The organism is Streptococcus sp. 596553, assembly GCF_900411395.1.
In the GTDB taxonomy this organism is placed as follows: Bacteria; Bacillota; Bacilli; order Lactobacillales; family Streptococcaceae; genus Streptococcus; species Streptococcus mitis_BA.
In genome coordinates, this window is the sequence record NZ_OXCQ01000002.1 from 170283 (window position 1) to 193133 (window position 22851).

The 22851-nt window shown below is 38.5% G+C and carries 12 protein-coding genes and 1 pseudogene; 11 read left to right on the top strand and 2 right to left on the bottom strand.

Annotation, left to right across the window (positions count from 1 at the left end; all coding sequences use genetic code 11):
- Positions 1–3: 3 nt before the first annotated feature.
- From DSY56_RS03735 to DSY56_RS03765, 6 genes are all read left to right on the top strand, one after another.
- Complete coding sequence (locus tag DSY56_RS03735; protein WP_112443907.1) at positions 4–543, top strand: cell division protein SepF; 540 nt, start codon at positions 4–6, stop codon at positions 541–543.
- Positions 543–806, top strand: a complete 264-nt coding sequence (locus tag DSY56_RS03740) for a YggT family protein (RefSeq protein WP_101776779.1) — start codon at positions 543–545, stop codon at positions 804–806. The genes DSY56_RS03735 and DSY56_RS03740 overlap by 1 nt, the downstream gene beginning before the upstream one ends.
- The gene (locus tag DSY56_RS03745; protein WP_160109905.1) at positions 803–1588 is read left to right on the top strand and encodes a YlmH family RNA-binding protein; all 786 of its coding nucleotides are present in this window, start codon (positions 803–805) and stop codon (positions 1586–1588) included. The genes DSY56_RS03740 and DSY56_RS03745 overlap by 4 nt, the downstream gene beginning before the upstream one ends.
- A gap of 8 nt (positions 1589–1596) precedes the next feature.
- The gene (locus DSY56_RS03750; protein WP_306416187.1) at positions 1597–2478 is read left to right on the top strand and encodes a DivIVA domain-containing protein; all 882 of its coding nucleotides are present in this window, start codon (positions 1597–1599) and stop codon (positions 2476–2478) included.
- A gap of 252 nt (positions 2479–2730) precedes the next feature.
- Positions 2731–5523: an isoleucine--tRNA ligase gene (ileS, locus tag DSY56_RS03760; protein ID WP_112443909.1), complete on the top strand. Its 2793-nt coding sequence runs from the start codon at positions 2731–2733 to the stop codon at positions 5521–5523.
- A gap of 183 nt (positions 5524–5706) precedes the next feature.
- On the top strand, positions 5707–11382 hold the full coding sequence (locus DSY56_RS03765; protein ID WP_112443911.1) for a ZmpA/ZmpB/ZmpC family metallo-endopeptidase: 5676 nt from the start codon (positions 5707–5709) through the stop codon (positions 11380–11382).
- A gap of 294 nt (positions 11383–11676) precedes the next feature.
- On the opposite strand, the gene DSY56_RS03770 is transcribed toward DSY56_RS03765, so the two are convergent.
- Positions 11677–12843 (bottom strand): IS30 family transposase, encoded by a 1167-nt coding sequence (locus tag DSY56_RS03770; RefSeq protein WP_112443913.1) that lies wholly within the window; start codon positions 12841–12843, stop codon positions 11677–11679.
- A 228-nt stretch (positions 12844–13071) separates the two neighbouring features.
- On the opposite strand from DSY56_RS03770, the gene DSY56_RS03775 reads away from it, so the two are divergent.
- The 5 genes and pseudogenes from DSY56_RS03775 to DSY56_RS03800 all read left to right on the top strand — a co-directional run bounded on the left by DSY56_RS03775 (position 13072) and on the right by DSY56_RS03800 (position 22262).
- Complete coding sequence (locus DSY56_RS03775) at positions 13072–13764, top strand: phosphoglycerate mutase (protein WP_000240129.1); 693 nt, start codon at positions 13072–13074, stop codon at positions 13762–13764.
- Between the two features lie 1249 nt (positions 13765–15013).
- Positions 15014–16240 carry a glycosyltransferase family 2 protein gene (locus tag DSY56_RS03785; RefSeq protein ID WP_262081245.1) on the top strand — a complete coding sequence of 409 codons (1227 nt, stop codon included), beginning with the start codon at positions 15014–15016 and terminating at the stop codon, positions 16238–16240.
- 78 nt (positions 16241–16318) lie between these two features.
- A pseudogene (locus tag DSY56_RS03790) lies at positions 16319–18731 on the top strand (glycoside hydrolase family 95 protein).
- A 119-nt stretch (positions 18732–18850) separates the two neighbouring features.
- A complete protein-coding gene (locus DSY56_RS03795) occupies positions 18851–19552 on the top strand; it encodes an ABC transporter ATP-binding protein (RefSeq protein WP_112443919.1) in 702 nt (233 codons plus the stop codon).
- Between the two features lies 1 nt (position 19553).
- Positions 19554–22262, top strand: coding sequence for an FtsX-like permease family protein (locus DSY56_RS03800; RefSeq protein ID WP_112443921.1), 2709 nt, complete (start codon positions 19554–19556; stop codon positions 22260–22262).
- A gap of 95 nt (positions 22263–22357) precedes the next feature.
- Here DSY56_RS03800 and tpx read toward each other — a convergent pair whose 3' ends face one another.
- Positions 22358–22849, bottom strand: a complete 492-nt coding sequence (tpx, locus tag DSY56_RS03805; RefSeq protein WP_000256026.1) for a thiol peroxidase — start codon at positions 22847–22849, stop codon at positions 22358–22360.
- Between the last annotated feature and the right edge of the window lie 2 nt (positions 22850–22851).

The following is a 22851-nucleotide window of genomic DNA, read 5'->3' on the forward strand; positions in this document are numbered from 1 at the left end:
ACCATGTCTTTAAAAGATAGATTCGATAGATTTATAGATTATTTTACGGAGGATGAGGATTCAAGTCTCCCTTATGAAAAAAGAGATGAGCCTGTGTTAACTCCAGTAAATTCTTCACAGGAACCGGCTCTCCCAATGCATCAACCTTCACAGTCTGCTGGTGCAAAAGATAGCAATATCACCAGACTTCATGCAAGACAACAGGAATTGGCAAATCAGAGTCAGCGTGCAACGGATAAGGTCATTATAGATGTTCGTTATCCTAGAAAATATGAAGATGCAACAGAAATTGTTGATTTATTAGCAGGAAACGAAAGTATTTTGATTGATTTTCAATATATGACTGAAGTGCAAGCTCGTCGTTGTTTAGATTATCTGGATGGAGCTTGCCATGTTCTAGCTGGAAATTTGAAAAAGGTAGCTTCTACCATGTACCTGTTGACACCAGTGAATGTTATTGTAAATGTTGAAGATATTCGTTTACCAGATGAAGATCAACAGGGTGAGTTTGATTTTGATATGAGACGAAATAGAGGACGATAATGATTTTTTTAATTCGTCTGATTTATAATGCAGTGGATATTTACTCCCTGATTTTGGTAGCCTTTGCTGTCATGTCTTGGTTTCCAGGTGCCTACGAATCCAGTTTAGGTCGTTGGATTGTAGCGTTGGTAAAACCAGTACTTGCTCCTTTGCAACGCCTGCCTTTACAGATAGCAGGTCTTGATTTATCTGTTTGGGTTGCGATTGTTTTGATTCGATTTTTAGGAGAAAACCTAGTCCGTTTTCTGGCGATGATAGGATGAATAAAGGGATTTACCAGCATTTCTCCATAGAAGATCGTCCATTTCTTGACAAGGGAATGGAATGGATAAAGAAGGTAGAAGATAGCTATGCTCCTTTTTTAACTCCTTTTATCAATCCTCATCAGGAGAAGCTATTAAAGATTTTGGCCAAAACCTATGGTCTTGCTTGTAGCAGTAGTGGGGAATTCGTCTTGAGTGAGTATGTTCGAGTTTTATTATACCCAGATTATTTCCAACCCGAGTTTTCAGATTTTGAAATATCTCTCCAGGAAATAGTGTATTCCAATAAATTTGAACACTTAACGCATGCTAAGATTTTAGGGACAGTCATCAATCAATTAGGGATTGAACGGAAACTTTTTGGAGATATCCTAGTAGATGAAGAACGGGCGCAGATTATGATTAATCAGCAGTTTCGTCTTCTCTTTCAAGATGGATTAAAGAAAATTGGCCGTATACCTGTTTCGCTGGAGGAACGTCCTTTCACCGAGAAAATAGATAAGCTAGAACAGTATCGAGAGCTGGATTTATGTGTGTCTAGTTTTAGATTAGATGTTCTTTTATCAAATGTTTTGAAACTATCAAGGAATCAGGCAAACCAGTTGATTGAAAAGAAACTTGTCCAAGTAAATTATCATGTGGTAGACAAATCAGATTATATTGTTCAAGTTGGAGACTTGATTAGTGTGAGAAAATTTGGGCGCTTGAGATTGCTTCAAGATAAGGGACAAACAAAAAAAGAGAAGAAAAAAATAACCGTCCAGTTATTATTAAGTAAGTGAGGAATAGAATGCCAATTACATCATTAGAAATAAAGGACAAAACCTTTGGAACTCGATTCAGAGGTTTTGATCCAGAAGAAGTCGATGAATTTTTAGATATTGTGGTTCGTGATTACGAAGATCTTGTTCGTGCGAATCATGATAAAGATTTGCGTATTAAGAGTTTAGAAGAGCGTTTGTCTTACTTTGACGAAATGAAAGATTCATTGAGCCAGTCTGTATTGATTGCCCAAGATACAGCTGAGCGAGTGAAACAGGCGGCGCATGAACGTTCAAACAATATCATTCATCAAGCAGAGCAGGATGCGCAACGCTTGTTGGAAGAAGCTAAATATAAGGCAAACGAGATTCTTCGTCAAGCAACTGATAATGCTAAGAAAGTTGCTGTTGAAACCGAAGAATTGAAGAACAAGAGTCGTGTCTTCCACCAACGTCTTAAATCTACAATTGAGAGCCAGTTAGCTATTGTTGAATCTTCAGATTGGGAAGATATTCTCCGTCCAACAGCTACTTATCTTCAAACAAGTGATGAAGCTTTTAAAGAAGTGGTTAGCGAAGTACTTGGAGAACCGATTCCAGCTCCAATTGAGGAAGAACCAATTGATATGACACGTCAGTTCTCTCAAGCAGAAATGGCAGAGTTACAAGCTCGTATTGAGGCAGCCAATAAAGAATTGGCTGAATTTGAAGCTCAGACTAAACAGGAAGTGGAAAATCCAACTCCTGTAGTGAGTCCTCAAATGGAAGAAGAGCCTGCTCATCCAGTTGGTCCAATGTACGAAGAACCAGAAGTAGCTCCAGTACATCCTTCGGCTCCAACACCAGCTACAGAAACGTTTGATTCAGCACCAGGATTTGAAGCACCGCAAGAATCCGTTACAATTTTATAAGAAATATTCTGAGAACAATATCTTATCCTTATATTTCCAGCGAGCAGGAGATGGTGTGAGTCCTGTAATCCCTATTGATAAGATTATCCTCTCAAAAACTCAAGTCTGAAGCTAGTAAGATTTGACGTTCCCCACGTTACGGGATAAGAGGGAGAAAGACTAAATCTTTTTCCGAATAAAGGTGGTACCACGATTTTCGTCCTTTTTGGCAGTCGTGGTTTTTAATTTGTTATTATTTATAAAGGAGATACCATGAAACTCAAAGATACCCTTAATCTTGGGAAAACAGCTTTCCCAATGCGTGCAGGCCTTCCTACCAAAGAGCCAGTTTGGCAAAAGGAATGGGAAGATGCAAAACTTTACCAACGTCGTCAAGAATTGAACCAAGGAAAACCTCATTTCACCTTGCATGATGGCCCTCCATACGCTAACGGAAATATCCACGTTGGACATGCTATGAACAAGATTTCAAAAGATATCATTGTTCGCTCAAAATCTATGTCAGGATTTTACGCGCCATTTATTCCTGGTTGGGATACTCATGGTCTGCCAATCGAGCAAGTTTTGGCAAAACAAGGTGTTAAACGCAAAGAAATGGACTTGGTTGAGTACTTGAAACTTTGCCGCGAATACGCTCTTTCTCAAGTAGATAAACAACGTGAAGACTTTAAACGTTTGGGTGTTTCTGGTGACTGGGAAAATCCATATGTAACTTTGACTCCTGACTATGAAGCAGCCCAAATCCGTGTCTTCGGTGAGATGGCTAATAAAGGTTATATCTACCGTGGTGCCAAGCCAGTTTACTGGTCATGGTCATCTGAGTCAGCCCTTGCTGAAGCAGAGATTGAATACCATGACTTGATTTCAACTTCCCTTTACTATGCCAACAAGGTTAAGGACGGAAAAGGTATCCTAGATACAGATACTTATATCGTTGTTTGGACAACTACTCCATTCACCATCACAGCTTCTCGTGGCTTGACTGTTGGAGCGGATATTGATTACGTCTTGGTTCAACCTGCTGCTGAACCTCGTAAGTTTGTGGTTGCTGCAGAATTATTGACTAGCTTGTCTGAAAAATTTGGCTGGGTTGATGTTCAAGTCTTGGCAACTTACCGTGGTCAAGAACTCAACCACATCGTAACAGAACACCCATGGGATACAGCTGTAGATGAGCTCGTTATCCTTGGTGACCACGTTACAACTGACTCTGGTACAGGTATTGTCCATACAGCCCCTGGTTTTGGTGAGGACGACTACAATGTCGGTATTGCTAATGGTCTTGAAGTCGCAGTGACTGTTGACGAACGTGGTATCATGATGAAGAATGCTGGTCCTGGGTTTGAAGGTCAATTCTATGAAAAGGTAGTTCCAACTGTTATCGAGAAACTTGGTAACCTCCTTCTTGCCCAAGAAGAAATCTCTCACTCATACCCATTTGACTGGCGTACTAAGAAACCAATCATCTGGCGTGCAGTACCACAATGGTTTGCCTCAGTTTCTAAATTCCGCCAAGAAATCTTGGATGAAATTGAAAAAGTGAAATTCCACTCAGAATGGGGTAAAGTCCGTCTTTACAATATGATTCGTGACCGTGGTGACTGGGTCATCTCTCGTCAACGTGCTTGGGGTGTTCCACTTCCAATTTTCTACGCTGAAGATGGTACAGCGATCATGACTGCTGAAACGATTGAACATGTAGCTCAACTCTTTGAAGTACATGGTTCAAGCATTTGGTGGGAACGCGATGCCAAGGACCTCTTGCCAGAAGGATATACTCACCCAGGTTCTCCAAATGGTGAATTCAAGAAAGAAACAGATATCATGGACGTTTGGTTTGACTCAGGTTCATCATGGAATGGAGTGGTAGTAAACCGTCCTGAGTTGACTTACCCAGCAGACCTTTACCTAGAAGGTTCTGACCAATACCGTGGTTGGTTCAACTCTTCACTCATCACATCTGTTGCCAACCATGGTGTAGCACCTTACAAACAAATCTTGTCACAAGGTTTTGCCCTTGATGGTAAAGGTGAGAAGATGTCTAAATCTCTTGGAAATACCATTGCTCCAAGTGATGTTGAAAAACAATTTGGTGCAGAAATCTTGCGTCTCTGGGTAACAAGTGTTGACTCAAGCAATGACGTACGTATCTCTATGGATATCTTGAGCCAAGTCTCTGAAACTTACCGTAAGATTCGTAACACTCTTCGTTTCTTGATTGCCAATACATCTGACTTTAACCCAGCTCAAGACGCAGTAGCCTACGATGAGCTTCGTTCAGTTGATAAGTACATGACCATTCGCTTTAACCAGCTTGTCAAGACCATTCGTGATGCTTACGCAAACTTTGAATTCTTGACAATCTACAAGGCCTTGGTAAACTTTATCAACGTTGATTTGTCAGCCTTCTACCTTGATTTTGCCAAAGATGTTGTTTATATCGAAGGTGCCAAATCACTCGAACGCCGTCAAATGCAGACTGTCTTCTATGACATTCTTGTGAAAATCACCAAACTCTTGACTCCAATCCTTCCTCACACAGCAGAGGAAATCTGGTCATATCTTGAGTTTGAAGCAGAAGACTTCGTTCAATTGTCAGAATTACCAGAAGCGGAAACTTTTGCTAATCAAGAAGAAATCTTGGATACATGGGCTGCCTTCATGGACTTCCGTGGACAAGCTCAAAAAGCCTTGGAAGAAGCTCGTAATGCAAAAGTAATCGGTAAATCACTTGAAGCACACTTGACAGTTTATCCAAATGAAGTTGTGAAAACTCTACTCGAAGCAGTAAACAGCAATGTAGCTCAACTTTTGATCGTGTCAGACTTGACCATCGCAGAAGAATCAGCTCCAGAAGCTGCGGTTAGCTTCGAAGATGTATCCTTCACAGTTGAACGTGCTGCAGGCCAAGTATGTGACCGTTGCCGTCGTATCGACCCAACAACAGCAGAACGCAGCTACCAGGCAGTCATCTGTGACCACTGTGCAAGTATCGTAGAAGAAAACTTTGCGGACGCAGTCGCAGAAGGATTTGAAGAGAAATAAGGTTGAAAAGTTTCTATGCGTCTAGTATATAAAAATCAGTTATTCCAAGTTTATAATCTCTCTTGTGAGATGCTAAAGTTTGATGAGAATTGGTTTTGCTAATACTAGGAGAAAGTAAGTATGATAAAATCGCAAGATTGTTTTTCTTGCGATTTCTTAAACTAGTGAGGAGAAATAAACATTATGAGACAAACAAATGTTAGAGGAAGCTTGTCCCTCCGTGGCTTTAGAAAATTAAGAACTGGTGCAATTGTTGCGACAGGTGTGATTTTGCTAGGTCTGGGCTTTTTAGCTCCAACTGTATCAGCCAGTGAACAAGATGGTGTCTGGGTAGCCAGAACAGTTGAGGAAGTGAAAGCTGACCTTCAAAAAGAAGGTGATTTATTTAAGTATGTCATTAAGTGGGGAGATACATTAAGTGTTATCAGCGAAGCAAGCAATATCCCTGTAGATGTACTCCAAGAAATGAATCAAGCTTCAGGCAAGAATTTATTCTTACCACACAATGAATTGTACTTTACTGAAGCTGAAACAGTTTCAGATACAGTCACAAAACACAAGATTGTCATCAAAGAAAGTGGTGCCAGTGGCGAAGTTCGCACTTACGAAGTCTTGCTCAAGAAAGATCAGGAAACAAAAGCTATTACCTTTGAATTAACAGATGTCACTGAGACAGTTGAAAAAATGACTGTGAACTATAGCCCAGTCTATCAGCCTGTCCCAGTAGCACCAGCTGTGACCAGCCCAGAAGTTAAAGAGGAAACAGAAGCTCCAGAAGCACCAAAGGTAGAAGACGCAGCGACTACACCAGCACAAAAAGAAACAGCACCAGAGGTGGTAACCCCAGCTGAACCAAAAGTAGAAGTTTCAGAAACACCATCAGAAAATACACCAGCACCGTCAAAACCAGAAACCCCAGCTTCAACAGAAGAAGTGGCAACTGAACCAAAAGTAACAGAGTCAGAGGCAGCGAAACCAGCTGTACCAAAAGCAGCAGAGTCAGAGGTAGCGAAACCAGCTGAATCAAACGCAGAAGCACCGACAACTCCGGAAAATAAAGAAGAACAACCAGTTGAGCCTAAAGAAGCAAAGTCAACAACTGAAGGAACAGCAGAATTGGTACCAGCTTCACCAAAACTAGAAGCACCAGCAGACTCAACAGCTCCAAAAGCGGAAGTTTCAGAAGCACCAGTGGTAGAGGCTACAACTTCAGGAGAACAAAGTCAACCAGCAGAAGAAACTCCAGCACCATCAAAACCAGAAACCCCAGCTTCAACAGAAGCAGCGGCAAATGGAGCTGAAGGAGGAACTGTAGGAGTAGACCAACCTGTAACTTCGACATCTAATTCTGATGATTCATCAGTAAAAGCAGAAGAAACAGGTTCAGAAGGAGCGACAGGAACAGTGGACTCATCAGCGCCGACTCCGAAAGAAGGGGATTCAACTTCAGAAGAAACAGGAATAACAGCAGAAGCAAACCCAGCACCAAAAGAAACAGGAGAAGAAGGTAAAGCGGAGGATTCAGTTTCTTCAACTGAATCTTCATCAACTGCCTTTGAAGGTGGATCACCAGCTACGCAACCGACTGGAGAAGAAGGTAAATCTGAAAAAGAAACCCCAGCACCCTCAAAACCAGCTACACCATCTTCAACAGAAGAAGTGGCAACTGAACCAAAAGGAACAGAGTCAGAGGTAGCCAAACCAGCTACACCAGAAGAAGAAGGAACAACAGCAGAATCAGGAACAGAAGTAAAACCAACTGCAAAAGAAGCGAAAGAAACTGAAGAATCAGAAGCCAACCCAACACCTAAAGAAAATGCAACAGAAGGAGCAGGTTCAGAAGGAGAAGCAGGAACAGTGGATTCAGCGCCGGCTCCGAAAGAAGGGGATTCAATTTCAGGAACAGAAACGTCAAGAACGATAGATACAGAAACGACTTCAGAAAAATCAGAAACACCGTCTCCAGCAGAAGAAGAATCTTCTAAAGAAGAAAAAGAAGTCGACAAGAAACTAGAACTTAGAAATATATCTTCTGTTGAACTATATTCTAAAGAAGGTGATAAGTATCGTCATGTAACTTCACTTGCTACCTTACCAAGTAATCCAGATACTTACTTTATGAAAGTCAAATCAGAGAACTTTAAAGATGTGATGTTACCTGTTTCAAGTATTACAAGTGTTACAAGAGATAGTCAAGAAGTATACAAAATTGTAGGACAAGCTAATGATTTAATTCAACACGAAAACAATAGTACTTTAGACAATTACACTTACTACCTACCTAAGATGGTGAGAAGTGAAAATGGTGTTTATACATCATTCAAAAATTTAGTCGAAGCAATGAATAGTAATCCTTCTGGAGAGTTTCGTTTAGGTGCAACTATGGATGCTCGTGAAGTAGAACTTCAAGATGGTCAAGAAAGCTATGTTAGTAATGAGTTTACAGGTACATTAATTGGTAAAAATAATGATAAGTACTACGCTATATATAATCTGAAAAAACCGTTATTTAACGTTTTAAATCATGCTACTATTCAAGATCTTTCAATTAAAGAAGCAAATGTTTCTTCTAAAGAAGATGCAGCTACAATAGCGAAAACAGCGAATAATGGTACTACAATTACTAATGTTCATTCATCTGGTGTAATTGCTGGTGAACATAGCATTGGTGGTTTAGTTTCACAAGTTACAGATTCTAAAATCTTGAATAGTAGTTATACTGGTAGAATAACTAATACTTATGACACAACGGCTACTTATCAAATAGGTGGTTTAGTTGGTAAACTTTCAGGTGATAATGCTTTAATAGAAAAATCAATTTCATCTATTGATATGGCGACAAATGCTAATCAAGGTGACCAAACAGTTGGTGGTATAGCTGGGGTTGTTGATAGAAGTGCTAGAATTAGTAATAGTTACGTTGAAGGAAATCTTAACAATGTGAAGCATTTTGGTAAAGTAGGAGGAGTTGTAGGTAATCTTTGGGATGCTATATCAGGTGAAGAGAAATCTGGGCAACTATCTAATGTCTTAAGTGATGTTAATGTTACAAACGGTAATGCTATAGCTGGTTATGATTTTACAGGAATAAAAGCAACTAATACCTATAGTAATAAAAATAACAAGGTGGTTAGTGTAGTTCAAGTAGATGATGAACTTGTGACTAAAGATTCAGAAAAACAAAGAGGTACTGTATTAGAAGCGGATAAAGTGAATGCTAAAAAAGTAGAGTTGGTTTCTAAACATAGTACTAAAGTAGAAGATTTTGATTTTACTTCGAGATACACTACTAGCTACACAGAAGTAACAGACTATCAGCAGTCAAGAGAACAAGTGTATAAAAATATTGAAAAATTACTTCCTTTCTATAATAGAGAAACAATAATTAAGTATGGTAATTTAGTAGAGAATAACAGTGATTTATTTACTGAAAAGCTACTATCAGTTGTTCCTATGAAAAATAATGAAGTAATAACTGATATTAATAAAAATAAACGCGAAATCAATAAATTATTGTTACATTTTGAAGGTAATAAATCACAAGTATTAAATATTACATATAAAGATGATTTCTCTAAAGTAGCAGAATATGAAATCACTAATACAAAACTAATGTACACGCCTAATACATTATTGCATGATTATAATAATATTGTAAAATCTGTCTTAAATGATTTGAATTCTGTTCAATATAATTCAGATGCTATTAGAAAAGTATTAGATATTTCTAGTAATATAAAATTAACAGAATTATATTTAGATGAACAATTTACGAAAACAAAAGCAAAAATTGAAGATAGTTTATCAAAACTTCTTTCTGCTGATGCGGCAATAGCTGAAAATAGTAATAAGATAATAGATAATTATGTAATAGAAAAAATTAAGAATAATAAAGAAGCGTTACTTCTAGGTTTAACTTATCTAGAACGTTGGTATAATTTTAAATATGATAATGCAAGTGCAAAAGATTTAGTATTATATCATTTAGACTTCTTTGGTAAATCTAATAGTTCTGCATTAGATAATGTTATTGAGTTAGGTAAATCTGGCTTTAACAATTTATTAGCGAAAAATAATGTAATTACTTATAATGTGTTATTAGCGAAAAATTATGGAACTGATAGTTTATTTAAAGCATTAGAAGGTTATAGAAAAGTATTCTTACCAACTACTTCTAATAACGACTGGTTCAAAACACAATCTAAAGCTTATATAGTTGAAGAAAAATCTACTATTCCTGAAGTAAGTTCTAAGCAGTCAGAACAAGGAACAGAACACTCTATAGGTGTTTATGATAGATTAACTAGTCCATCATGGAAATATCAAAGTATGGTCTTACCGTTATTAACTTTACCAGAAGAAAAAATGATATTTATGATTGCCAATATTTCAACTATAGGATTTGGTGCTTACGATAGATATAGAAGTTCTGAATATCCTGAGGGAGAAAAATTAAACAAATTTGTAGAAGATAATGCACAAGAAGCGGCTAAACGATTTAGAGATCATTATGATTATTGGTACAAAATACTAGATACGAAAGAAAAAGATAAATTGTTTAGAAGTATTTTGGTATATGATTCTTTTAGATTTGGTAATGATAAAGATAAAAATACTAGTCAAGCAGATTTTGAAACTGATCATCCAGCAATAAAACATTTCTTCGGTCCTGCGGGGAATAATGTTGTTCATAATGGACACGGAGCATATGCTACGGGAGATGCGTTCTACTATATGGCTTATCGTATGCTTGATAAATCTGGTGCGGTAACATATACTCATGAAATGACACATAATTCTGATAGAGAGATTTATCTTGGAGGATATGGAAGAAGAAATGGGCTTGGACCAGAGTTTTATGCAAAAGGATTATTGCAAGCTCCTGATCATCCAAATGATGCAACAATCACGATAAACTCTGTGTTGAAATATGATGAAGCGGAAAATGCTGATAGACTACAAGTAAAAGATCCAACTCAACGATTTAATAATGCAGAAGATTTACGTAAATATATGCACAATTTATTTGATTTAGTTTATACACTTGAGATGTTAGAAGGAGAAGCAGTAGCTAAGTTAGATAGCAATCAAAAATATGATCTGTTGAGAAAAGTTGAGAATAAATTTAAACCTGATCCTGATGGAAATGAGGTTTACGCAACAAATGTTGTTCGTAGATTAAAACTAGATGAGCTTAATAAATTAACTTCTTTCAATAGTTTAATAGAAAACGATATAATCACAAGAAGAGGGTATATTGATGAAGGTGAGTATAAACGAAATGGATATTACACAATCAATCTTTTCTCACCAATATATTCTGCCTTAAGTAATGATAAAGGGACTCCGGGTGATTTAATGGGTCGTCGTATAGCGTTTGAACTATTAGCTGCAAAAGGATATAAAGAAGGTATGGTACCATATATTTCTAACCAATATGCAGAAGAAGCAAAAGCAAATGGAAGTAAAATTAATTTATATGGTAAAGAAGTAGGGTTGGTAACTGATAAACTAGTTCTTGAAAAGGTATTTAATAAACAGTATTCGTCTTGGATTGATTTTAAAAAAGCAATGTATAAAGAACGAGAAAGTAAATTTAATAAATTAACAAATATTAACTTTATAGATCCAACTAATTGGAGACGTCAAGAGACGGTAACTATTGATAATATTAGTAAGTTAAAAACATTGATTGAAAAAGCGGTGCAAGAAGATGCTACTAATTATGCTTCAATATTATATCCAAAAGAAAGTAGTAAAGTTTACAAACTTAAAAAAGCTATTTTCAAAGCTTATCTAGATCAAACTGATGATTTTAGAACTTCAATATTTGATGAGGAAAATAAATTTACTAATTAGGGGTAGCACATGAAGATAGGTTTCGTTTCTTCATGTGTGAAAGGTAAATTCCCAAACTAACTTCCACCGCTAATCCAAGTGGAAGTTAGTCTGATAAAAATCCTAAAAACCAGTGGAAATCCGTGTCAGGGTAAGTTCCACTGGTTTTAATCATGCTTGATTTCATCGCTTTTGTAGCCAAAATGAATAGAAAAAAAGAGCGCACAAAATCCCCTCATCTGAAAGCGTTTCAGATTAAGTTCCGCTATGGTGGAAGTTAGTGTGAGACGTTTGAATGCGGTTAAAGGTTAGTTTTTAGAACTTATGTTGGAGTAATGTAGAAGACTGACAGACGTCTTCTGCAGGTATTTTAGAAATACCGAGAAGCTTAGTAATCTCTTCTCCATAGGTAAATACAAAGAGCTCATAGGCTGACTTTCCATTTAAAGTAGCGCGTTTGACACTGTTGACATGAGAACAAACGAGATTGATGTCCTCTTGAGTTAAATTGTCAAAAGAAGTTCCTTTAGGTAGAATGTCGCGAATCAGCGTGTGATTTTTCTCAATTCTCCCTTTCTGGTCAGAGCGATTAGGGTCACAAAAGAAGAGTTTACTCTCTCCTCGCACATCCATTTCGATATCATCAACCCTGGCAAACTCTCCACCATTATAGGTAAGGATGACAGGAAAGAGTTGGAAGAAATCTTTGTCCGCTTGGTGAAGAGTGTTCTTGATGTCATAGAGGTGTTTGGTGACCTCAAGGGCAGTTTTATTATCCAGCAGTCTAGCGAAGATAAAGTTACAGAAAGACAGGTTGAAGGTGAGTAGGACTTTACCTCCCATCCTCCCCAGAACCGTATCCATTTCCAGCCAAGAGTTCAGTTGCTTAAGAGCCAAATAATTTAGGAAATCCTCATAGGAACGGCCTTTTTTAGCTTCTTTAGGGATGGAAGGTAGCTTACTTTTCCGTCTTTCTTTGAATTTAACTGCTCTGGCAAGATCAATCGGAGCGATAGATAGGTACCCTTTTCGAATGTGTCGGTAGACGGTTGAGGAGCTGACATCAAGATTGTAAGTTTTGAGGATATGATAGATGTGTTGTCCCTTTTTAACTCCATCAGAAATGACTTTGTCCATTTTCCAGAAGGTCTTGGAATTGAGGGGAGTTCCTTCACGAGCTTCGACAAGAGTTTGTTCGTATTGTTTTTGAGCTTGTTTAGAGAGGTAGAAGATCTTCTTATAGCCACAATTTTGTCTTCTTTTAGGACATCCATTACAGACAAAGGTAGCTTTGTCTAGTAAAGGACAAGGAAGGTTATGGCCTGTAGACTCTCGGACTTGTCTGTTTCGTTTGACTTCTTTGGAAACAGTGGTCGGGTCTTTTAGAATGGATTGTCCAATAGCTTTGAAGGTTTCACCGCGCTCTAAGCCCAGTTGGATATCATTGCGGTCTGAAAGGGTAAGGTGTTTATGTTTTGTCATAGTAGACCTCATTTCTAATTCAAACGTCTCATACTTAATTCCACCATAAAAATCCGTTTTAGACTAATTTCCACTTTGGTCAGGCAAGTGGAAGTTACTTTGAGAAGTTAGCTTCATGTGTGAAACTCTTTCCTTTTTGGTTTTGACTAGCTTTTTTGTGAAAAATTGTGTAAAATAGAATAGATAAACGAGGGGAAACCTCGGAAAATTTAAAGGAGAATCCATCTAATGGTAAAATTGGTTTTTGCTCGCCACGGTGAGTCTGAATGGAACAAAGCTAACCTTTTCACTGGTTGGGCTGATGTTGATTTGTCTGAAAAAGGTACACAACAAGCGATTGACGCTGGTAAATTGATCAAAGAAGCTGGTATCGAATTTGACCAAGCTTACACTTCGGTATTGAAACGTGCGATTAAGACAACTAACTTGGCTCTTGAAGCTTCTGACCAATTGTGGGTTCCAGTTGAAAAATCATGGCGTTTGAACGAACGTCACTACGGTGGTTTGACTGGTAAAAACAAAGCTGAAGCTGCTGAACAGTTTGGTGATGAGCAAGTTCACATCTGGCGTCGTTCATACGATGTATTGCCTCCAAACATGGATCGTGATGATGAGCACTCAGCTCACACAGACCGTCGTTATGCTTCACTTGACGACTCAGTAATCCCAGATGCTGAAAATTTGAAAGTGACTTTGGAACGTGCCCTTCCATTCTGGGAAGATAAAATCGCTCCAGCTCTTAAAGATGGTAAAAACGTATTCGTAGGAGCTCACGGTAACTCAATCCGTGCCCTTGTAAAACACATCAAAGGTTTGTCAGATGACGAAATCATGGACGTGGAAATCCCTAACTTCCCACCATTGGTATTCGAATTCGACGAAAAATTGAACGTTGTTTCTGAATACTACCTTGGAAAATAAGCTTTTCTTTTTTAAAAGAATTGTTGCAGAATCAGATTGTTTAGAAATAAACAATTTGATTCTGACTAAGAACCACCTTGGAAGTATCAAGTTGTGAGATGGGTAGGATTTTAATTAGTTTCTACTAGTGTATTTGTAGTTAAAAAAATATATACTGTGAGTATGAGGCTGGGACAAAAGTCTAACCTTAAATATAAAAAGCGAACAAAACGAGTTATCTGACATTCAGAATTCTGTCTTGTTCGCTTTTCTGTCTAATCTATCGATTTTAAAAATTTATAGTAGATTGAAATTGAAATAGTACACTACGACTTCTAAAACATTGCTAGAAATTAAATTGACTTTCTTAACAGATTTGTTCACATTTTATTTCAATCTACTACAAAATCAAAATCTTTTTGTCCCAGCCTCCTACTTTTTCTACTTACCTTGATATTAAATATAAAAAATGAAATAAGAACTAAACGATTTAGTATTTGAATTCAAATCAATTTATAACAATAATTTAGAATACAAGTTGTACTGCTTTAAATTCAGTCTATTATAGTATAGAGGAATGAGATAAAAACTGACCAAATTGATTAGGAAATTCAAACCAATTTCTAATAATATTTTAGGGACTGCAGTATATTATACTAAATTAAATTGACTATGATACTCAATGAAAATCAAAAAGCCAACTAGCTACAAATTACTCAAAGATGTTCTTTGAGCTTATATATAGAACTGATGTGCTTTGCAGAAGTATAAGCCATCGATATTGTTCTGGTTCAGACTATATCAATTAAGTATATGCCATTATAAACGATTGTTTTTGAAAATGGAAGCAACGATGTTGGATTGAATGAATCTACCTAGGCTATATTTTCTAAGAGAGTTGATAAAAATTCAAAGGTTTGATATAATGATTGTTGTAAAGTGTAAGCTGAAAAGAAGGATAGAATATGAGGAAAATTAGGACCAAATCTACAATGTATATTACATTGTTACTGACATGGTTGGCATTGCTATTGCTTGTGATGCCAGCATTTATTCACACCGTTAGAGACGCCAGTGAGTATCAAGGAGTATTGAGGCCTTTGGTATTGGTATTAGTTGTATTGAATGCCTTATTTATTAGCTATTTTTGGTTAAATGGTCTAAAGGATATTATATACGTCTCGACATTTTATCTCAATAAGTATATATATATATATATGGAAATAATTTTAAAAAAAGTAGTTCAATTTCTGAAGATAAAAAAGTAATCTTGCTATATTGTACCGCTAATGATTTTGTTCCAGAGTGTTTAGCAGAATCAATGCAACAAGATTACGTAAATTTTGAAACAGTTATATTAGATGACTCCAAATCAGAGGTTTATAAACAGCAGGTAGATGAGTTTGCTAAAAAATACAATGTTTCTGTTATCAGAAGAGATGATCGAAATGGCTTTAAGGCTGGTAATATCAATAATTATTTAAAAAATAAAAATGATTATGATTACTTTGTTTTATTAGACAGCGATGAGATTATTCCTTCAAATTTTATAAAAAAATCATTGGCTTATTTCGAGAAGAATAGAAATTTAGGAATTCTACAAGCGACTCACGTTGCGTCTAGGAACAGAAATCTTTTTATGGATACCTTAGCGATTGGAGTAGATTCTCATTGGCCAGTGTATCAAAATGTGAAGCATCGCTATGGTTTTTTATCACTATTAGGTCATGGTGCTATGATTAGTAAAGACTGTTACCAAGCAGCTGGAGGATTTCCACATGTTGTCGCTGAAGATTTGTGTTTCAGTATTGAATCCAGAATTAAAGGAGATTACCATGTAGGATTTGCTGACGATATTGTTTGTCAGGAAGAATATCCGGTAGACTATTTAGCCTTTAAAAAACGGCATTCTAAATGGACGCAAGGAAATATGGAATTTATTAAAAGATATACTCCAATTATTTTAAAATCTAAACTAAAATGGCAGGAGAAGTTAGATATTATATTATTTACATATAATTTACCTCTAACGGCAGTTTTTGCTTTTTATATCGTTATGAATCTAATTTTATTTCCATTACTACATTATAAATTAGAGTACCCAGCATGGCTTTTAATTCCAACCTTTATCTTTTTATTGGCTCCAATGTCTAATGATATTATTTTTTATAGTAGAAAAATAAATATTTTTCAACTTATATTCTATCTTTTTACCTCATTTATGCTATTTGGTTCTATGTTTTATGTTAGTTTGGTTTCCTCATTTAAATCTATATTTGGAAAGAAAGCAGTTTTCTTAGTGACACCAAAAGATACACGAAAAATTACAGTGTTAGAAGCTCTGAAATTTAATTATAAAGAAATAATTTTTGCGTGTATTTTGATGATGATATCCTTTTTGACATCGGGAAATATTTTGCCGGTCATATTGATCGTTATTCCAAGCTTATTTTCTCCTGTACTAACGTTATATAGTAATTATAGGTTAAAAAAATAAAGCTATCCCTGAGCAATTATTTTAATAGGATTGTAAGTCTAGGATTGATTTCTAGGCTTTTTATGTTAGTATGGTAGTATGATAAGGAATAAAAAACAAGATTATGTATTGGCCTACAAGCAACCAGCTTCAAGAACATATAAGGGTTGGGAAGAAGAGGCCTTACCGATAGGCAATGGTTCTTTAGGGGCAAAAATATTTGGGCTTATAGGGGCTGAACGGATTCAATTCAATGAAAAAAGTCTCTGGTCTGGTGGTCCACTTCCTGATAGTTCAGATTATCAGGGTGGAAATCTTCAGGATCAGTATGCTTTTTTAGCTGAGATTCGGTAGGCTTTGGAAAAGAGAGATTACAATCGGGCTAAAGAACTGGCTGAACAGCACCTAGTCGGGCCAAAAACGAGTCAATATGGGACCTATCTGTCCTTTGGGGATATTTTTATTGAGTTCAGCCAGCAAGGTATGACTTTGTCTCAGGTGACGGACTATCAGAGACAGCTGAATATTAGTAAGGCACTTGCGACGACTTCTTATGCCTATAAGGGAACGCGATTTGAACGTGAAACCTTTGCCAGTTTTCCAGATGATCTCTTGGTTCAACGTTTTACTAAGGAAGGGTTGGAAACTCTAGATTTTACTATAGAACTATCCTTGACCCGTGATTTGGCTTCTGATGGAAAGTATGAACAGGAAAAATCTGATTACAAGGAGTGCCAGTTAGATATTACTGATTCTTATATCTTGATGAGGGGACGGGTTAAGGATAGTGATCTGCAGTTTGCGAGTTATCTAGCTTGGGAAACGGATGGAGACATTAGAGTCTGGTCAGATAAGGTTCAGATATCAGGAGCCAGTTATGCCAATCTTTTCTTGGTAGCTAAGACGGATTTTGCCCAGAATCCTGCTAGCAATTATCGCAAGAAAATAGATTTAGAGCAGCAAGTAAAGGACTTGGTGGAGACAGCTAAAGAAAAGGGCTATGCCCAATTGAAATCAAGGCATATTGAGGACTATCAAGCCTTATTCCAGCGTGTTCAATTGGATTTGGGAGCTGAAGTTGACGCATCCACTACAGATGATTTGTTAAAAAATTATAAGCCACAAGAAGGGCAGTCTTTGGAGGAGCTGTTCTTCCAGTATGGACGGTATTTATTGATTAGTTCTTCTAGAGATTGCTCAGATGCTCTACCAGCTAACCTACAGGGAGTCTGGAATGCGGTCGATAATCCTCCTTGGAATTCAGACTATCACCTGAATATCAATCTGCAGATGAATTATTGGCCAGCCTATATTACTAATCTCCTAGAGACAGCCTTTCCGGTCATCAACTATATAGATGATTTGCGTGTCTATGGTCGTCTAGCGGCTGCAAGGTATGCAGGAATCGTCTCTCAGGAAGGGGAGGAGAATGGTTGGTTGGTTCATACTCAAGCGACTCCCTTTGGTTGGACGGCACCTGGTTGGGATTACTATTGGGGTTGGTCACCAGCTGCCAATGCGTGGATGATGCAAACTGTTTATGAAGCCTATACATTTTACAGGGACCAAGACTATCTCAGGGAGAAAATTTATCCCATGTTGAGGGAAACGGTTCGTTTTTGGAATGCCTTTTTACATAAGGATCAGCAGGCGCAGCGTTGGGTCTCTTCTCCATCTTATTCGCCAGAACATGGGCCGATTTCGATTGGCAATACCTATGACCAATCTCTGATTTGGCAGTTATTTCATGATTTTATTCAGGCTGCTCAGGAATTGGGACTGGATGAGACTTTGTTGACTGAGGTCAAGGAGAAGTTTGACTTGCTTAATCCTCTTCAAATCACTCAATCTGGTCGAATCAGGGAGTGGTATGAGGAGGAAGAGCAGCATTTTCAAAATGAGAAAGTGGAGGCCCAGCATCGGCACGCTTCCCATCTGGTGGGACTCTATCCTGGAACTCTCTTTAGCTATAAGGGACAAGAGTATCTTGAAGCGGCGCGTGCTAGCCTCAGTGATCGTGGAGATGGGGGTACAGGCTGGTCTAAGGCCAATAAGATCAATCTTTGGGCGCGTCTAGGAGATGGCAATCGAGCCCATAAATTATTAGCAGAGCAGTTAAAGTCATCCACCTTGCCAAATCTTTGGTGTAGCCACCCTCCTTTTCAGATAGATGGTAATTTTGGTGCTACTAGTGGCATGGCAGAAATGTTACTCCAGTCTCATGCAACTTATCTGGTACCTTTAGTCGCCCTACCCGATGCATGGTCAAGAGGTTTAGTTTCAGGCTTAATGGCACGTGGACATTTTGAAGTTAGCATGAGGTGGGCGGATAAAAAAACTCTTACAGTTGACCATTTTATCAAGAAGTGGGGGAGATTTGCGAGTTTCTTATCCAGGTATTGAGAAGAGTGTGATTAAATTGGATAAAGAAAAAATAAAAGCGAAATGCATAGAGAAAGATTGTATTTCGGTGGCAACAGCAGAAGGTGATCTGGTTCAATTTTCTTTTTAAGAAGATAATAGAAGGCAGTAATTTTTAATAAGGATTTGAGAATGTAAGCAGTTTCCAACCAGTAAAAAAAGCGTTATAATGGTAGTAGGAAGTAATTTGTTTGAGAGAGGGTGGGTTTTATGGCTTATATTGAGATGAGACACTGTTACAAGCGTTATCAGGTTGGGGACACGGAAATTGTGGCCAATCGTGATGTGAATTTTGAGATTGAAAAGGGAGAATTGGTTATTATTCTAGGTGCGTCTGGTGCAGGCAAGTCAACGGTTCTTAATCTTCTTGGGGGAATGGATACCAATGACGAGGGGGAAATCTGGATTGATGGTGCCAACATTGCAGACTACAATTCCCACCAGAGAACCAATTACCGCCGCAATGATGTAGGCTTTGTTTTTCAGTTTTATAATCTAGTTTCCAATCTAACCTCTAAGGAAAATGTGGAGTTGGCTTCAGAAATCGTGACAGATGCCTTGAATCCTGAACAGGTATTGACAGATGTAGGTCTGGCTCATCGTCTCAATAACTTTCCAGCCCAGCTTTCTGGAGGGGAGCAACAGCGAGTCTCAATTGCACGCGCGGTAGCCAAAAATCCTAAAATCCTTCTTTGTGATGAACCGACTGGAGCCTTGGATTATCAGACGGGCAAGCAGGTTTTGAAAATTCTCCAAGATATGTCTCGTCAAAAGGGAGCGACGGTGATTATCGTGACTCACAATGGAGCTTTGGCGCCCATTGCTGATCGCGTGATTCATATGCACGATGCCAGTGTCAAGGATGTGGTGATCAACCAGCATCCTCAGGATATTGACAGTTTGGAGTACTAGCATGATTAAGCGAAAAACCTATTGGAAGGACTTAATTCAGTCCTTCACAGGCTCCAAGGGACGTTTTTTATCTATCTTGACCTTGATGATGTTGGGCTCTCTAGCCCTAGTAGGTCTCAAAGTAACTAGCCCCAACATGGAGGCGACAGCTAATGCTTATTTAACAACTGCTCAAACCCTGGATTTGGCAGTTATGTCTAATTATGGTTTGGATCAAACAGATCAAGAAGAACTAGAACAGATAGAGGGAGCAGAGGTTGAGTTTGGCTATTTGATAGATGTGACTATGGAGAATGGGCAGGATGCCATTCGGCTGTATTCCAAACCAAAGCGAATTTCAACCTTTCAGCTAAGAGAGGGGCAACTTCCTCAGTCAGACAAGGAAATCGCTTTGGCCACTCATTTGCAAGGCCAATACAGCGTGGGACAGGAGATTAGTTTTAAAGAAAAAGAAGGCGGTCATTCCTCTTTAAAAGACCATACTTTTACCATTACTGGTTTTGTGGATTCGGCTGAAATCCTCTCTCAGCGAGATATGGGCTATGCAGGGAGTGGAAGTGGGACTCTGACAGCCTATGGGGTGATTTTACCTAGTCAGTTTGATCAGAAAGTCTACAATATAGCTCGTTTAAAATATCAAGATTTATCAGGTTTAAATGCCTTTTCAGAAGCTTATGAAGAAAAATCCAAGCAACATCAGGAAGACCTTGAACAAGCTTTGTCAGATAATGGCAAGGCACGTCTGCAACTCTTGAAAAAAGAAGGACAAGAGTCTTTAGACAAAGGCCAAGAGACCCTTGACAAGGCTGAGACTAATTTGCAGGAAGGCAAGCGTCGTTTAGTAGCTGCTCAAGCTCGTTTACAGGCTCAGGAAAGTCAACTGGCCTTGCTTCCTCAAGCCCAGAGAGAGCAAGCTAGTTCTCAACTTACCCAAGCTAAGCAGGAATTGGGCAAGGAAGAGGACAAACTAAAGCAGGCTGAACAAAGTCTAGCTCAAGAAAAGGAAAAATTAGAAAAACATCAGCAAGTCTTGGATGATTTGGCTGAGCCCAAGTATCAAGTCTATAATCGTCAGACCATGCCAGGTGGTCAGGGCTACCTCATGTACAGTAATGCTTCAGCCAGTATTCGGGCAGTGGGCAATATCTTTCCTGTAGTGCTTTATGCCGTAGCAACTATGGTGACCTTCACAACTATGACTCGTTTTGTGGATGAAGAGCGAACTCATGCAGGGATTTTTAAGGCCTTGGGCTATCGTAGTAAGGATATTATCGTCAAGTTTCTCCTCTACGGTCTAGTAGCTGGGACTGTAGGAACAGCTCTAGGTAGCATACTTGGACATTATTTACTAGCCGGTGTGATTTCAAGTGTCATTACAAAAGGCATGGTAGTGGGAGAAACCCAGATTCAGTTCTATTGGACCTATAGCTTACTGGCTCTTGTCTTGAGTTGGTTGGCGAGTGTGCTACCAGCCTACTTGGTAGCTCGTAGGGAACTTCATGACGAAGCAGCCCAGCTTTTATTGCCTAAACCTCCTGTTAAAGGAGCTGAAATCTTACTAGAGCGCATCGGTTTTATCTGGCGTCGTCTCAGTTTTACCCATAAGGTAACAGCCCGTAATATCTTCCGTTATAAACAGCGGATGTTGATGACGATCTTTGGTGTGGCAGGTTCAGTCGCTCTGCTCTTTGCAGGTTTGGGAATTCAATCCTCTGTAGCAGGAGTTCCGTCTAGACAGTTTCAACAAATCCAACAGTATCAAATGATTGTCTCTGAAAATCTTAGTGCGACCAATCAAGACAAGGCAAATCTAGAAGAAGTGTTGAAAGGTCAGGCTATTCAAGCCTACCAGAAAATTTATTCTAAGACGCTAGACAAGGATTTTAAAGGCAAGGCTGGTCTTCAGACTGTTACTCTTATGATGACAGAGAAGGAGGATTTGACTCCCTTTATCCATCTGCAACATCATCAGCAGGAGCTGACATTAAAAGATGGCGTCGTTATTACAGCTAAACTTGCTCAGCTGGCAGGTGTCAAGGTTGGGCAGACTCTAGAAATTGAAGGTAAGGAACTAACGGTCGCTGCTATTACTGAGAACTACGTTGGTCACTTTATTTATATGAGTCAGGCTAGCTATGAGCAAATTTACGGACAGCTACCCCAAGCCAACACTTATCTGGTTTCGCTAAGGGATACCAGTGCAACTAGTATCGAAAGGCAGGCCGGCTTACTTATGAATCAATCTGCGGTGTCCAGCGTTGTCCAAAATGCTTCAGCCATTCGACTCTTTGACTCCGTCGCTAGCTCACTCAATCAGACCATGACCATCTTAGTTATCGTGTCGGTTCTATTGGCTATCGTTATCCTTTACAATCTGACCAATATCAATGTGGCTGAGAGAATACGTGAACTCTCTACTATCAAGGTTCTCGGTTTTCATAATAATGAAGTCACCCTCTACATTTATCGTGAGACGATTGTCTTGTCTCTTGTGGGAATCGTCCTTGGTCTGGTCTCAGGTTTCTATTTACACCAATTTTTGATTCAAATGATTTCGCCTGCGACTATTCTCTTTTATCCGCAGGTAGGCTGGGAAGTCTATGTAATTCCAGTTGCAGCAGTAAGCACCATTTTGACCCTACTTGGTTTCTTTGTCAATCATCATCTGAGAAAAGTTGATATGCTTGAAGCCTTGAAATCTGTAGAGTAAGGCGATTGTTTTTAGCTGATTGCCCTTGTATTTACACGTAAACAAAAATCCTCCGTTTCAAATAGTAGGGAACTCTTTGTGACAGAGGATTTTTTCTATAGGGCTTTAGCAGCTGCAATTGCGGCTTCGAAGTTTGGCTCAGAATTGATATTGTCCACATATTCAACGTAGCGAATAGTATTGTCAGTATCGAGGACAAAGACTGCGCGTGCCAATAGGTGCCACTCATTGATTAAGAGGGCATAATCACGTCCAAAGGAATGGTCGAAATAGTCTGAGAGCATGATAGCATTTTCAATACCTTCAGCACCGCACCAACGTTTTTGGGCAAAAGGCAGGTCCATTGAAACAGTCAAGACAACTGTATTATCCAGACCAGCCAGTTCTTCATTAAAACGACGCGTTTGAGTTGAGCAGATGCCTGTATCGATAGAAGGCACGACACTCAAGACTTTTTTCTTGCCATCAAAATCAGCCAGAGATTTTTTAGAAAGGTCTGTTGTAGTGAGTGAAAAATCAAGTGCCTTGTCGCCGACTTGTAGTTGTTTACCTGTAAAGCTCACAGGATTTCCGAGAAAAGTTACCATAA